Consider the following 12428-nt stretch of genomic DNA (forward strand, 5'->3'; position numbering starts at 1 on the left):
TTCTACCCTGGGCGGGTGACTGCCGACAGCCGACCTCCGCTCGCCGTGTTCGACCTGGACAACACCCTCGCCGACACCGCCCACCGCCAGCGCTTCCTGGAGTCCCGCCCCAAGGACTGGGCCGCGTTCTTCGCCGCCGCGCCCCACGATCCGCCGCTCGCCGAGGGCGTGGCGCTGGCCGTGGCGAGCGCCGGGGAGTGCGAGGTGGTCTATCTGACGGGACGGCCGGAGCGCTGCCGCCGCGACACCCTGGACTGGCTGACCGCGCACGGACTGCCCGGGGGCACCCTCCACATGCGGCGCAACGACGACCGCCGCCCGGCCCGCGTCACCAAGCTGGAAGCCCTGCGGCGGCTGGCCCGTTCCCGCGCGGTGCGGATGCTGGTGGACGACGACGAACTGGTCTGCGACGCCGCCGAGCAGGCCGGTTTCCGGGTCGTCCGGGCGCGCTGGGCGGCCCCGTCCGCCGCACTGGGCGAGGCACAGGAGCGCGAGGGCCGGACCTGAGCCGTTGGCCGGTCCCGGGGTCAGTCCGTGTCCTCCAGCCGGAAGCCCAGCTTGAGCCCGACCTGCCAGTGCCCGACGCGTCCGTCCTCGATCTGCCCCCGGACCTGGGTCACCTCGAACCAGTCGAGATGACGCAGCGTTCGGGCTGCGCGGCCGACCCCGTTGCGGATAGCCTGGTCCACGCCCTCGGGGGAGCTGCCGACGATTTCCGTGATGCGGTAGGTGTGGTCCGACATGGGGTGTTCCTCTCGGCGCCGTGGAGCTGGTTGACACGGTGACGGGATGTGTCACTTGTCACTCCACACTCCCGCAAGCTGCGGCCGAGCGCGAGACATCGGATCGATACCAAACCGCGCTTGACCTGGGCATTGGTACATACCAAAATCCATCCACACCCGCACGAGCCTCGCTCGTCCCCCCACGTCGGGTCATTTTCCCCTGGTCGTCAGAAAGAACAGGACACGACCCTCGTGAGACGTCGCCTACTGGCCATCGTGTGCGTATCCGCCTCTCTGGTGAGCGGCTGCGGTCTGCTGCCCGGCTCCGACTCGGACCGCCGCACCGTGACCGTGTGGCTGATGAAGGACAGCGCGTCACAGGAATTCCTGGACCGCTTCACCGAGGACTTCGAGAAGCAGAACCCCGACTTCGCCCTGGACATCCAGATCCAGCAGTGGACCGGGATCGGCCCCAAGGTGGAGGAGGCGCTGAAGCCCGGCACCGACGACAACGACAACGCCGACGGCCCCGATGTCATCGAGGTCGGCAACACCCAGGTCCCGACCTATGTCGACGGGGGACGGCTGCTGGACCTCACCCTGGAGTCGGTGCGCGACTGGGGCAGCAAGGACTGGCTGCCGGGTCTCGCCGAGCCCGGCCAGCTCCGCTCCCACCAGTACGGCATCCCCTGGTACGCCGCCAACCGGGTGGTCATCTACCGCAAGGACCTCTTCGAGCAGGCCGGCATCACCGATGTCCCCAAGGACCGCGAGGAGTGGCTCGCCGCCACCGAGGAACTCAACACCGACGGCAACCAGGGCATCTACCTCGCCGGACAGGACTGGTACACCCTCGCCGGCTTCATCTGGGACGAGGAGGGCGACCTCGCGGTGGAGAACGGCGCCGTCTGGGAGGGCTCGCTCGACACCCCGGAAGCGCTCGACGGCATGGAGTTCTACCAGGAGTTGCAGGGCCTCGGCGCCGGACCGGTCGACGCCGACGAGCAGAACCCGCCGCTGACCGATGTCTTCGCCAAGGGCCAGGTCGCCCAGATCATCGCCGTGCCCGGCAGCGCCCAGGCCATCCTGGACAGCAACCCCGACCTCAAGGGCAAGCTCGGCTACTTCCCGGTCCCCGGCAAGACCGCCGACGAGCCCGGCGCGGTCTTCACCGGCGGCTCCGACCTGATCATCCCCCGCCACGCCGACGAGCGGGACGGCGCCATCGCGGTCATCGAGATGCTGTCCGGCGCCAAGTGGAACGCCGAACTCGCCCGCACCATGAACTACGTCCCCAACAAGGCGAGCCTCGCCTCCGCGCTCTCCGGTGAGGAGGGCGCCGCCGCCATGGCCGAGGGCGCCGCCCAGGGCCGGGCCACCCCCTCCACACCCGAGTGGTCCAAGGTCGAGGCGGACAACCCGATCAAGACGTACATGACCAAGGTCCTCACCGGCACCGACCCGCAGACCGCGGCCGAGCAGGCGTCGAACGAGATCACCGAGGCGCTGTCCAGCCCCGGATGACCGGACCGGACGGCGGATGGCGGCGGGGAACCGGGTACGCGGTACCGGGTTCCCCGCCGTCCTTCACCGCGCCACGCTCAGGGACAGGGCGAACCGGCCCTCCCGGTCCGTCCACCAGTGCGCCAGATCCAGCCCGGCGGCGGCCAGTTCCCCGCGCACACCGTCCTCCCGGAACTTCGCCGACACCTCCGTACGCAGTTCCTCGCCCGCCGCGAAGTCCACGGCGAGGTCGAGCGCGGGCAGTTTCACGGTCTGCGCGGTGCGGGAGCGCAGCCGCATCTCGATCCACTCCCGCTCCGCGTCCCACAGGGCGACATGGTCGAAGGCGTCCGGATCGAAGTCGGCGCCCAGCTCCCGGTTGACGACCAGCAGGACGTTCTTGTTGAACGCGGCCGTCACCCCGGCCGTGTCGTCATAGGCACGGACCAGCACCCCCTCGTCCTTCACCAGGTCGGTCCCCAGCAGCAGGGCGTCGCCGGGGGAGAGCAGCGCGCGGACCGACGCCAGGAACACCGCGCGCTCGGCCGGCAGCAGATTGCCGACGGTGCCGCCGAGGAACGCCACCAGCCGCGGCCCCGGCGTCCCGGGCAGCGTCAGCGAGGCCGTGAAGTCGGCGATCAGGGCGTGCACCCGCAGCCCCGGCCGCTCGGCCACCAGCGCCCGCCCCGCCCCGGTGAGGGCGCTCTCACTGACATCGACCGGGAGGTACACCTCGACGCCGGTGAGCGCGTCGAGGAGGTGGCGGGTCTTCTCCGAGGAGCCCGAGCCCAGCTCCACCAGGGTCCGGGCACCGGCCGCCGCGGCGATCTCGCCGCCCCGGGTGCGCAGGATCTCCCGCTCGGCGCGGGTCGGGTAGTACTCGGGCAGCTCGGTGATCCGCTCGAACAGCTCACTGCCCCGGGCGTCGTAGAACCACTTCGGCGGCAGGGTCTTCGGGGTGGCGGTCAGGCCGTGCAGGACATCCGCGCGCAGCGCGGCCCCGGTGGCGTTCTCGGGCAGGGTGCGGGATACGTCGAACGGGCTCACGTGCGGGACTCCTTGCGGGGTGGGGACGCCGCCTCGGCGCGCCCCGCCGCCGGGGCCCGCTCCCTCAGCGGGGTCAGCAGCACATCGGCGCGCCGCGCCACCAGCAGCGTCCGGTCCGGGACCTCCTGCCAGCGCGGATCGTCGTCGTGGGGTTCGGAGGCGACGACGGTGCCCTCGCCCGGCCGCGACAGATACCAGAGGGTGTCGCCCCAGGCGGTGGCGGCGATGGCCGTGCCGTCGGTGAGCAGCAGGTTCAGCCGGGACGCCGGGGCCGCCGCGGCGACCGCCCGGACCGTCGCCGCCAGCGCCCCGCCCAGCCCCTGCCCGGCGCGCAGTCGGTCCAGGACCAGCGCCCAGACGAACGCCGAGTCGCTGCGCGCGTCCAGGGACAGCAGCGCCACCGGCGGCAGCTCACGGGCCAGCGGGGCGAGCGCGTCGGGCCAGCCCGCGACCGACCCGTTGTGGCTGAACAGCCAGCGCCCGGCGGCGAACGGGGCCGCCGCCGCCTCCCCGTCCGGCCCGGCGACCGTGGCGTCCCGGACCGCGCCGAGCAGCGCGGTGGTCCGCACCACCCGGGCCAGGTCCGGCAGAAAGGCATCGCCCCAGATCGGCCCGGCGCGGCGGTAGCGGGCCGGCACCGGGTCGCCCGCCGCGTACCAGCCGACCCCGAACCCGTCGGCGTTCACCGTCCCGTGCCGCTGGCGGCGCGGCTCCCAGGACTGGCGCAGCAGACTGTGCGCCGGCTCCGTCAGCAGCGCCCGCAGCGGCACCGGCGGCCCCAGATAGGCCAGATGGCGGCACATCAGACGGCCCCCGAACGGGCGGTGCGGAACCCGGAGAAGATCTGCCGCCGGACCGGCAGGTCCCAGTTGCGGAAGGTGCCCCGGCAGGCCACCTCGTCCACCGCGAACGAACCGCCCCGCAACACCTTGTACCCGGGCCCGAAGAACACCTCCGAGTACTCCTTGTACGGGAACGCGGTGAAGCCCGGGTACGGCAGGAAGTCGCTGGACGTCCACTCCCACACGTCCCCGATCAACTGCCGCACCCCGAACGGCGACTCGCCCGCCGGATAGCTCCCCGCCGGGGCCGGGCGCAGATGCCGCTGCCCCAGGTTGGCGTGGCCGGGCGCCGGATCGGCGTCGCCCCACGGGTAGCGCCGGGAGGCGCCGGTCGCCGGGTCGAACCGGGCGGCCTTCTCCCACTCGGCCTCGGTGGGCAGCCGCCGCCCGGCCCAGCGGGCGTAGGCGTCGGCCTCGTACCAGCTCACATGGAGCACCGGCTCGTCGGGCGGCACCGGCTCGACGGCGCCGAAGCGGCGGCGCAGCCACTGCCCGGCGTCCCGGCGCCAGAACTGCGGGGCGTGGATGCCGTGGCGGCGGATGTGGGTCCAGCCCTCCGGCGCCCACCAGCGCGGCTCGTCGTAGCCGCCGTCCTCGATGAAGCGGAGGTAGGCGCCGTTGGTGACGGGGGTGGTGTCGAGGTGGAAGGGGGGCACGTCCCGGCGGTGCGCGGGGCGTTCGTTGTCCAGCGCCCAGGGCTCGGTGGAGGTGCCCATGGTGAACGGGCCGCCGGGGATCAGCACCTCGGCGGGGCCGGTCAGCAGTGGGGCGGGCGCCGGATCGGGGGCCGTCAGGGCCTGCGGGCCGGTGCGGAGCTGATGGGTGATCAGCATGGTCTCGTCGTGCTGCTGCTCGTGCTGGGCGATCATCCCGAACGCGAAACCGGCCTCGGTCAGCCGGGTCGGGCCCCGGAACGCCGCCGACTCCAGCACGTCCAGGGCCCGCCCCCGGACCTCGGCGGCATAGCGGCGGGCCTCGCCGGGCGCCAGCAGCGGCAGCGTCGGCCGCTCCGACCGGGGATGCTCGAAGGCGTCGTACAGGCTGTCTATCTCGGGGCGGAGGGCGTCCTGCCCGGCCACCGCCCGCAGCAGCCACAGCTCCTCCTGGTTGCCGATGTGCGCCAGGTCCCACACCAGCGGCGACATCAGCGGCGAGTGCTGCGCGGTCAGCTCCGGCTCCTCGACGCAGGAGGTGAGCAGGGTGGTGCGGTCCCGGGCGGCGAGCAGCGAGGCCAGCGCCCGCGCGCGGAGCGCCTCCCCGTCGAAGCCGGGTGCGCCGGTCGATGCGTGCGTCATGGTCACCGGTCCTCCCCGCGCGGGCCGTGCGCCGCGCCGCCCACCTGGTCGAGCAGCTCGTCGGCCGGAGTACGGCCCGGCACCACATAGCGCTCCTGGTACGCCCGTACGGCGTCGGTGATCTCGGGGGTGGCGCCGAGGCGGGGCAGGGCCTCGACCGCCGCCGCGAAGCAGATCCGGGCCGCCTCGTGGAGTTCGGGATCGCCGAGCGCCTCGCGGGCCGCGGCGACCCACAGCGGATTGTGCGGCGCGGGCCGCGCCAGCGCCCGTTCCGCCAGCGGCTTCACCGCCCGGTAGGCGGTCTCGGCCGCCGCCGGGTCGTCGAACAGCGCCGTCGTCACCGCCAGCGGCACCCGCCAGCCGTCGTCGCCGGGCTGCGCGTCGATCATCCGCAGCTCCAGATGGCCGCGCGGTCGCACCGGCGGGAACAGGGTCGAGATGTGGTAGTCGAGGTCGCCGCGGGTCGGCGGTGCCGCCGACCGGGTCCACTCCCGGAACGACAGGCTCTCCGGGACCTCCCAGGGCCCGCTGTCCCGGCGCACGCACATCACCGGGGAGTCCAGGACGTGCCGGGCCCAGGCGGTGCGCGGATCGCCGTCCGGGGGCGGTGCGCCCGCCCGGCCGGCCCCGATCTCCATCCACATCCGCTGCCGGGTGGAGTGCCAGCCGGTGGCGGCGCGTCCGGCGATCGGGGAGTGCGCGAACGCGGCCACCAGGACCGCGCCGAGCTGATGGGCCAGCCACCAGCGCCGCCCGAGGCCGAGCGGCCCCGGCTCCTCGTAACCGGCGTCCAGGCAGACCTGGACCGAGGCCGAGGTGCACATCATGGCCCGGCCGGCCGGGCCGGTGCGGTCGAGACAGGTCTCCATGGCGTCATAGCGCGGCTCGCGCAGAAAGCGCCGAGGGGGGTGCCAGGGGTCGCTGCCGAACCCGATCAGGGCCAGGCCGTCCTCGCGCAGTGCCGCGCGGACGGCGTCGAGATCGGCGGACACGGTATCGATGCACTCCATCAGGGAGGCGGCGGGCGGTGAGCTGAGTTCGAGCTGACCGCCGGGCTCCACGGTGAGCGCCGACCTGAGGGGCAGGGTCCGCAGTGCGGCGTAGGCCGCTTCGAGTCGTTCGGGTGTCACGGGGAGCCACGGGGTGCGCAGCTCGTGGACGAGCCATTCCACTTCGACGCCGACGGTCCGGGGCGGTCCGGTCTTGAAACAGATACCGCGGACCAGTGCCTCGACGTCGGCTTCCGTGACAGCGGTGCGGGTTTCCGTACAGTCACTAACCGAATCGGACATGTGGTGATCCTCCTGAGATGCCACCATCTCGCCACCCCGGGCCGACCGGCCCGCGGCAGCGCACCCGTCCCACCCAAAACCTTTCCGGCGTTTCGCACAAGGGTGCGTATTGCGCCGTTCCCTCCCGGTAACCCTGCGTTGGGCAGCCGTCGCCGAGCGGGAAACTCCGTTGCACCGCTCCACCAGCATCGCTCAGGATCGGTCCATGAGCACGACGGGTGAGCACGACGGGGGACCCGGCCGCGCCGGGTACGGCAGGTGTGCCGGGTTCGGCGGGGGAGACAGCCGCGCCGGGTTCGGCGGGGGAGACGGTCCGGCCGCGGGCGGCGCGGTCATGGCGTCCACGGGGGTGGCGCCATGAGCGCCCGGCTGCGCGCCCTCGCCAAGGAGACCGAGCGGATCGTCGCCACGGGCGGCTACCGCACCGCGACCGGCCGCGACCACGACCTCACCGCCCTGATCGCCCGCGCCACCGACGGCACCAAGCTGTACGGCCCGGACCCGGTGACGGTCCCGGCCGCACTCGCCGCTCCCACCACCACCGCCGTCGAGGTGACCGCCGAGAGCAGCCTGCGGGCCGCCCGCCGTCTGGGTGACGGCACGGCCGTCCTGAACTTCGCCTCCGCCCGCAACCCCGGCGGCGGCTACCTCAACGGCGCCCAGGCCCAGGAGGAGGCCCTCTGCCGCGCCTCCGCCCTCTACGCCTGTCTGCTGCGCGCCCCGGAGTACTACGACCACCACCGCACCCACCGCGACCCGTTCTACACGGACCGCGTCATCCACTCACCCGGCGTCCCCGTCTTCCGCGACGACCGCGGCGCCCTCCTGGACACCCCGTTCACCGCGGGCTTCCTCACCTCCCCGGCCCCCAACACCGGAGTCATCCGCCGTACGGCCCCCGACCGCGCCGCGGGAATCCCGGAGGCCCTGCGCTCCCGCGCCGAACGCGTCCTCCAGGTGGCGGCGGCCCACGGCTACCGCCGGGTGGTGCTGGGCGCCTGGGGCTGCGGGGTGTTCCAGAACGACCCGGCCACGGTCGCGGGCACCTTCCGCACCCTGCTCCGGGACGGCCCCTTCCGGGACCGCTTCGAGGCGGTGACCTTCGCGATCCTGGACCGCGCCAAGGACCGGGCGACGCTGAGGGCGTTCGAGGAGACGTTCGCCTGAGCGGGGTTCACTTGAGGGGGTGCCGGGTTCGCCTGAGGGAAGGGCATTGGAGCCCGGCCACGGGGCTTGCCTGAGGCGGGCCCGTGCGTGGAGCGGCCTTGCGGAGGCGGCTCGGTGTGCGGGCGGCGGACCTCACCGCCACCCGTACCGCTCCTGCAACCGCCGCCGCACCCCGTTGAACCGCATCCGGTCCAGCGCGCACGCCTCCCGCCGCATCCCCGCCTCGAACAGCCGCAGCACCCGGTCCGTGTCCACCCACGACTCCCGCCCCGACCGGTCCCACGGCCCGCTCCCGATCGGCACCCAGTCCCGCTCGCCCTCGTGCCGCCTGCTGGAGAGCTGCACGGCGAGAAAGCTCCCGCCCGGCTCCCGGGCGACCACCAGCACCGGCCGGTCCTTGCCGCGCCCGTCCCGCTCCTCGAAGGGCACCCAGGTCCACACCACCTCACCCGGATCGGGGTCGCCGTCGTGCGCGGGCGAGTACTCGGTCCGCACCGGCCCGATGACCCGGGGGTCGGCCTCGACGGTGGCGAAGGGCCCGTACCGGCCCGGGACGTTCTCATCGGTGTACGCAGTCACGGGGGCACCCTAAGGGGCACCCCCGTGTCCGTGCGCCGGACGGCCGACGCGCGGTCAGGCGTCGTCCACCGCCACCTTCTCGGCGAGCGGCACCGCCGGTGAACTCCCGTTGAGATGCGGGCCCTTCTGGCTGTCGTTCATCGTGGTCAGCAACTGCCGGGCCAGGCCCAGCCCCGTGCCGCCCATGGTGAGCGCCTTGGCGAACAGCTCGCCCATGCCGTCGGCGCCGTTGAGCAGCACCATGTTGTCGACATTGCCGAAGGCCGACGCGCCCGCCTCCACGATCTGCGGCCAGTTCTCGGCGAGTTGCTGGGCGACGACCGCCTCCTGGTTCTCGGCGAGGGCGGCGGCCCGCGCCTTGATCGCCTCGGCCTCGGCGAGGCCCTTCGCGCGCATCGCCTCCGCCTCCGCGAGCCCCTTGGCCTGCGCGGCGGCGGCCTCGGCCTCACCGGTCGCCCGGGTCTCCTTGGCCCGCGCCTCGGCCACCGAGATCATCGCGTCGCGCTCCGCCTCGGCCAGCGTCCGCTGCTCGTACGCCCTGGCGTCGGCCGGCTTGCGGATGTCCGCCTGGAGCTGCTGCTCGCGCCGCTGCGCGACCAGTTCGGCGACCCGGGTCTCCTGGACCACCACCTCCTGCTTGGCGGCGGCCTCGGCGAGCGGCCCCGCCTGCCGGGCCTTGGCGGCGGCCTTGTCCTGCTCCGCCTGGTACCCGGCCTTGAGGATCTCGCTGTCCCGGGTCGCCTCCGCCATCCGCGCGAACGCCTGCTGCTCGGCCTCGGTGGCCAGCCGGTCGGCCTCGGCCTGCGCGATCCGGGCGTCCCGGTGCACGGCCGCGGTGTGCGGGGCGGAGAGGTTCTTGATGTACCCGGTCGGGTCCTCGATCTCATGGATCTGGAGCGAGTCCACGATCAGGCCCAGCTTCTCCATCTCCGTACCGCAGGCCGCCCGCGCCTGACCGGTCAGTTTCTCCCGGTCGCGGATCATGTCCTCGACGGTCAGCCCGCCGACGATGGCCCGCAGATGACCGGCGAACACGGTGTGCACCCGCTCGGCCATCAGCTTCTGCTGGTCCAGGAAGCGGCGGGCGGCGTTGGCGATCGACACGAAGTCGTCGCCGACCTTGAAGATGACGACACCCCGCACCTTCAGCGGGATGCCCTGGTGCGTGACACAGTCCACGTGCAGTTCGGTCTGGTTGAGGTCGAGGGAGAGCTTGCGCACCGCCTGCACCCCGGGCAGCACCAGCGTGCCCCGCCCGGTGACGATACGGAATCCCATCCCCTCCTCCAGCCCCTCCAGGGCGTGCTTGGAGCCGGAGATGATGAGCGCCTCGTTGGGTTCGGCGACGCGCCACATCAGTTTGAAGACGATGATCAGAACGAGGACGGCGGCGAACGCCGCCCCCACCACCAAGCCGACGGTCATCGGCAGAGCACCCCCAGTGCCGGGTGGTGCGCCCAGGACGGGGCACCGGATGTAAGGGGAGTGTGAAGCCGCCCAACAGCCCCTGCCCAGCGGGAGGTTGAGGCTGTTGCGCGCTCGGTACAGAGCTGTGGCCGCCCCGGTGCGAACGCCCCCGGCGGTCAGCTCCCGTACATGGCCGAGACATACACCGTGCGCGGCGGCAGATACTCCACCACCGTCACCACCGTGCCCCGCTCGATCCGTTCGGTGCCCGTCGCCGGGTAGGCGAGAAAGTGCTCGGCGCCGCCGCGCACCCGGACGATCACCTCGCCGACGAGCCCGGGACCGATCGTGCCGGTGACCCGTCCCATGAGCCCGACCATCGACGTATCGTCCATGGTCACAGAGTACGGGGCGAACTCCCCGGGCCGGACGGGGAATCCGGGGTGGGGTGGGTCGGGGGTGCGGGGTGGCGGCGGTGGGGGAGGCCGGGGTGTCGCCGGTCGCGGACGCGGGGGTGGCGGCGGTGGGGTAGTCCGGGGTGACGCCGGTCGTGGAGCCGAGGGTGTCGCCGGTCGCGGACTCGGGGGTGTCGCCGGTGGGGGAGGCCGGGGTGGCGCCGGTCGCGGACGCGGGGGTGACGCCGGTCGGGGAGTCCGGGATGTCGCTGGTTGGGGAGCCCAGGGTGACGCCGGTCGGGGGATCCGGGCCGACGCCGGTCGTGGGCTCCGGGGTGGTCCGGGCCGGAGGCCACCGCTCGGGCCGGCGCGGCTCCGCCTCCCGCTGGGCCGCCGGCGACACCAGCAGCGGTTCGCTCCCGGCCGGGCCCAGCAACTGCGCCCCGACCGGCAGTCCGTCGCCCGCGAACCCGGCAGGGACGTTCACCCCCCGGCCGACCCCGCACGTTCCACGGCCAGGCGTAGGGGCAGGCGGCGGTCATCGCCCGGTCGAGTGCAGCCCCGTCGGGCTTCACCCCTGTCCGGCCCGCACCCGCGCCCCCGTCCGCAGCCCGTCCATCAGCAGCCCGATCAGGCGGTCCGCCTGGCCCCGCCAGTCGCCGGTGACATCCAGCCGGAGCAGCCCGCTCATGGCGAGCACCACATCGGCCGTGCCGAGGTCGTCCCGGATGCGTCCCGCCGCGGCACCCGCCTCGACCAGGGTGCCGATGGTGGTGTAGACGCTGGTGTACGTCGCCGACTCCCAGGTGTCGTGCGGGCCGAACGCCCGCAGCGCCTCGGACATCTGCTGCTTGGTGACGAGCAGGCCCGCCAGCCGCCCCATCCACTCCTGGAACGCCTCGTCCGCGGGCAGGGTGTCCAGCAGCTCCGCCGCGCCCGAGCAGAGCTGCTCCACCTCGTGCTCATAGGTGGCCAGGACCAGCGACTCACGGTTGGGGAAGTGCCGGTACAGGGTGCCGATCCCGACCCCGGCGGCCTTGGCGATCCCGCCCAGGGAGGCGTTGTCGCCCATCGTGCCGAACTCGTGCAGGGCGGCGGCCAGCAGCTTCTCCCGGTTGCGCCGGGCGTGGGCGCGGACGGGCCGGGCGGGGCCCGGTGCGGCGGCGTCGGTCGCCGGTACGGGACGCGGCTGTTCGGGCATCGGGGCTCCCCGGATCCATCGACGACGACCCGGCCGACCCTCCGGCCGACTCCCCGCCGCGCTTACCGGAGGATGGTCCGGTTTCGGACATCGTACCGGCCGGGCCGGGTGTCAGCCGGTGGGACGGGGACCGGTGGGTGCGCCGGTACACGTGCCGTGGCGGGCCTGCATGGGGGTCGTGCCGCACTCCTGGCGGAACGCCGTCGCGAACGACGCGTGGCTGCCGAAGCCGCGGGAGTGGGCGATCCGGGAGATCGAGTGGCCGCCCCACGCCGGGTTCGCCCGGCGGCTCCGGGCCGGCCGCAGCCGCTCCCGGCGGATCAGGTCCCGGGGGGTGGTGTCGGCGGCGTGCAGCACCTGCTGCGCAGAGCGCGTCGACCGGCCGAGGGCCCGCGCGAGGGAGGCGACCCCGAGGCCGTCCTCGTCGGCGTGCGCGCGCACATGGCGCCGGATCGACGCCTCCACCAGGGTCCGCCGGACGGCCGGTGCCGCGTCGGTGCCGCCCTCGGCGGCCTGGCACACCAGGTCCAGCAGCCGGTCGCGGGCCAGGCCGAACGTCGTCCCCGAGAACGCCGCCCGCTCCCCCCGGAGCGTCGCCACCCTCTGCCGGACCGGCCGCCCGAGCCCCCGGTCGCCGGAGAGCGGCCGGGGCTCCCGCGCCGCCGCCGGACTGCGCCGGGTGACGCTGTCGCCCGGCACGATCAGGGAGACGGACCGGAACCCGGCGGCATGGGCGAAGGCCAGCGGCCGGTCGACGGGGCACAGCACCATCGAGCCCGGGCCCAGCGCGGTGCCGGTGCCGCCCTGCTCGACGCGGGCGGAACCGGTGAGCGGCACCAGCAGTTCGCAGGTGCCCCGGGGGTCGGTGCGGGTGTGCCGGGCGTCCCGGGAGACCAGTTCCTCGCCGCTCTCGCACAGCGCGAGGGCGTGGGTGTCGGACCAGGGCACCGTCTCACCACAGGAATACACACCTCA

General features: G+C 73.8%; 14 protein-coding genes. 4 read left to right on the forward strand and 10 right to left on the reverse strand.

Annotation, left to right across the window (positions count from 1 at the left end):
* The first annotated feature begins 15 nt into the window (after positions 1-15).
* Entirely contained in the window at positions 16-507 is a 492-nt protein-coding gene (locus AB0O01_RS10040) for a hypothetical protein (protein WP_365312007.1), read from the forward strand.
* A gap of 20 nt (positions 508-527) precedes the next feature.
* Here AB0O01_RS10040 and AB0O01_RS10045 read toward each other — a convergent pair whose 3' ends face one another.
* Positions 528-743 carry a dodecin gene (locus tag AB0O01_RS10045; RefSeq protein WP_365312008.1) on the reverse strand — a complete coding sequence of 72 codons (216 nt, stop codon included), beginning with the start codon at positions 741-743 and terminating at the stop codon, positions 528-530.
* Between the two features lie 234 nt (positions 744-977).
* On the opposite strand from AB0O01_RS10045, the gene AB0O01_RS10050 reads away from it, so the two are divergent.
* Positions 978-2249, forward strand: coding sequence for an extracellular solute-binding protein (locus AB0O01_RS10050; RefSeq protein WP_365312009.1), 1272 nt, complete (start codon positions 978-980; stop codon positions 2247-2249).
* A gap of 63 nt (positions 2250-2312) precedes the next feature.
* Here AB0O01_RS10050 and egtD read toward each other — a convergent pair whose 3' ends face one another.
* The 4 genes from egtD to egtA are packed head-to-tail and all read right to left on the reverse strand — an operon-like array spanning position 2313 to position 6704.
* Positions 2313-3275, reverse strand: a complete 963-nt coding sequence (egtD, locus tag AB0O01_RS10055; RefSeq protein ID WP_365312010.1) for an L-histidine N(alpha)-methyltransferase — start codon at positions 3273-3275, stop codon at positions 2313-2315.
* Positions 3272-4078, reverse strand: a complete 807-nt coding sequence (gene egtC, locus AB0O01_RS10060) for an ergothioneine biosynthesis protein EgtC (RefSeq protein ID WP_365312011.1) — start codon at positions 4076-4078, stop codon at positions 3272-3274. The genes egtD and egtC overlap by 4 nt, the downstream gene beginning before the upstream one ends.
* Positions 4078-5412 carry an ergothioneine biosynthesis protein EgtB gene (gene egtB, locus AB0O01_RS10065; protein WP_365312012.1) on the reverse strand — a complete coding sequence of 445 codons (1335 nt, stop codon included), beginning with the start codon at positions 5410-5412 and terminating at the stop codon, positions 4078-4080. Before egtB ends, egtC begins: the two co-directional genes overlap by 1 nt.
* Positions 5413-5414: 2 nt before the next feature.
* The gene (gene egtA, locus AB0O01_RS10070) at positions 5415-6704 is read right to left on the reverse strand and encodes an ergothioneine biosynthesis glutamate--cysteine ligase EgtA (RefSeq protein ID WP_365312013.1); all 1290 of its coding nucleotides are present in this window, start codon (positions 6702-6704) and stop codon (positions 5415-5417) included.
* Between the two features lie 205 nt (positions 6705-6909).
* On the opposite strand from egtA, the gene AB0O01_RS10075 reads away from it, so the two are divergent.
* Both AB0O01_RS10075 and AB0O01_RS10080 read left to right on the forward strand, forming a co-directional pair.
* Complete coding sequence (locus tag AB0O01_RS10075; RefSeq protein WP_365312014.1) at positions 6910-7065, forward strand: hypothetical protein; 156 nt, start codon at positions 6910-6912, stop codon at positions 7063-7065.
* The gene (locus tag AB0O01_RS10080) at positions 7062-7871 is read left to right on the forward strand and encodes a TIGR02452 family protein (protein ID WP_365312015.1); all 810 of its coding nucleotides are present in this window, start codon (positions 7062-7064) and stop codon (positions 7869-7871) included. Before AB0O01_RS10075 ends, AB0O01_RS10080 begins: the two co-directional genes overlap by 4 nt.
* Before the next feature lie 132 nt (positions 7872-8003).
* On the opposite strand, the gene AB0O01_RS10085 is transcribed toward AB0O01_RS10080, so the two are convergent.
* The 5 genes from AB0O01_RS10085 to AB0O01_RS10105 form a co-directional block, all read right to left on the reverse strand.
* A complete protein-coding gene (locus tag AB0O01_RS10085) occupies positions 8004-8450 on the reverse strand; it encodes a type II toxin-antitoxin system PemK/MazF family toxin (RefSeq protein WP_365312016.1) in 447 nt (148 codons plus the stop codon).
* 54 nt (positions 8451-8504) lie between these two features.
* On the reverse strand, positions 8505-9875 hold the full coding sequence (locus AB0O01_RS10090; protein ID WP_365312017.1) for an SPFH domain-containing protein: 1371 nt from the start codon (positions 9873-9875) through the stop codon (positions 8505-8507).
* 158 nt (positions 9876-10033) lie between these two features.
* The gene (locus tag AB0O01_RS10095; protein WP_365312018.1) at positions 10034-10252 is read right to left on the reverse strand and encodes a hypothetical protein; all 219 of its coding nucleotides are present in this window, start codon (positions 10250-10252) and stop codon (positions 10034-10036) included.
* 571 nt (positions 10253-10823) lie between these two features.
* A complete protein-coding gene (locus AB0O01_RS10100) occupies positions 10824-11453 on the reverse strand; it encodes a TetR/AcrR family transcriptional regulator (protein ID WP_365312019.1) in 630 nt (209 codons plus the stop codon).
* A 111-nt stretch (positions 11454-11564) separates the two neighbouring features.
* Positions 11565-12401, reverse strand: coding sequence for a helix-turn-helix domain-containing protein (locus AB0O01_RS10105; protein WP_365312020.1), 837 nt, complete (start codon positions 12399-12401; stop codon positions 11565-11567).
* Positions 12402-12428: the final 27 nt, after the last annotated feature.

The organism is Streptomyces sp. NPDC093252 (assembly GCF_040683675.1).
Classification (GTDB): Bacteria; Actinomycetota; Actinomycetes; order Streptomycetales; family Streptomycetaceae; genus Streptomyces.

Bases quoted from the DNA above. Each gene is read 5' to 3' on its own strand.
- egtB (WP_365312012.1), bottom strand. From the start codon at position 5,412: ATGACGCACGCATCGACCGGCGCACCCGGCTTCGACGGGGAGGCGCTC.
- AB0O01_RS10045 (WP_365312008.1), bottom strand. From the start codon at position 743: ATGTCGGACCACACCTACCGCATCACGGAAATCGTCGGCAGCTCCCCC.
- AB0O01_RS10075 (WP_365312014.1), top strand. From the start codon at position 6,910: ATGAGCACGACGGGTGAGCACGACGGGGGACCCGGCCGCGCCGGGTAC.
- AB0O01_RS10090 (WP_365312017.1), bottom strand. From the start codon at position 9,875: ATGACCGTCGGCTTGGTGGTGGGGGCGGCGTTCGCCGCCGTCCTCGTT.
- egtA (WP_365312013.1), bottom strand. From the start codon at position 6,704: ATGTCCGATTCGGTTAGTGACTGTACGGAAACCCGCACCGCTGTCACG.
- AB0O01_RS10080 (WP_365312015.1), top strand. From the start codon at position 7,062: ATGAGCGCCCGGCTGCGCGCCCTCGCCAAGGAGACCGAGCGGATCGTC.
- egtC (WP_365312011.1), bottom strand. From the start codon at position 4,078: ATGTGCCGCCATCTGGCCTATCTGGGGCCGCCGGTGCCGCTGCGGGCG.
- AB0O01_RS10100 (WP_365312019.1), bottom strand. From the start codon at position 11,453: ATGCCCGAACAGCCGCGTCCCGTACCGGCGACCGACGCCGCCGCACCG.
- AB0O01_RS10095 (WP_365312018.1), bottom strand. From the start codon at position 10,252: ATGGACGATACGTCGATGGTCGGGCTCATGGGACGGGTCACCGGCACG.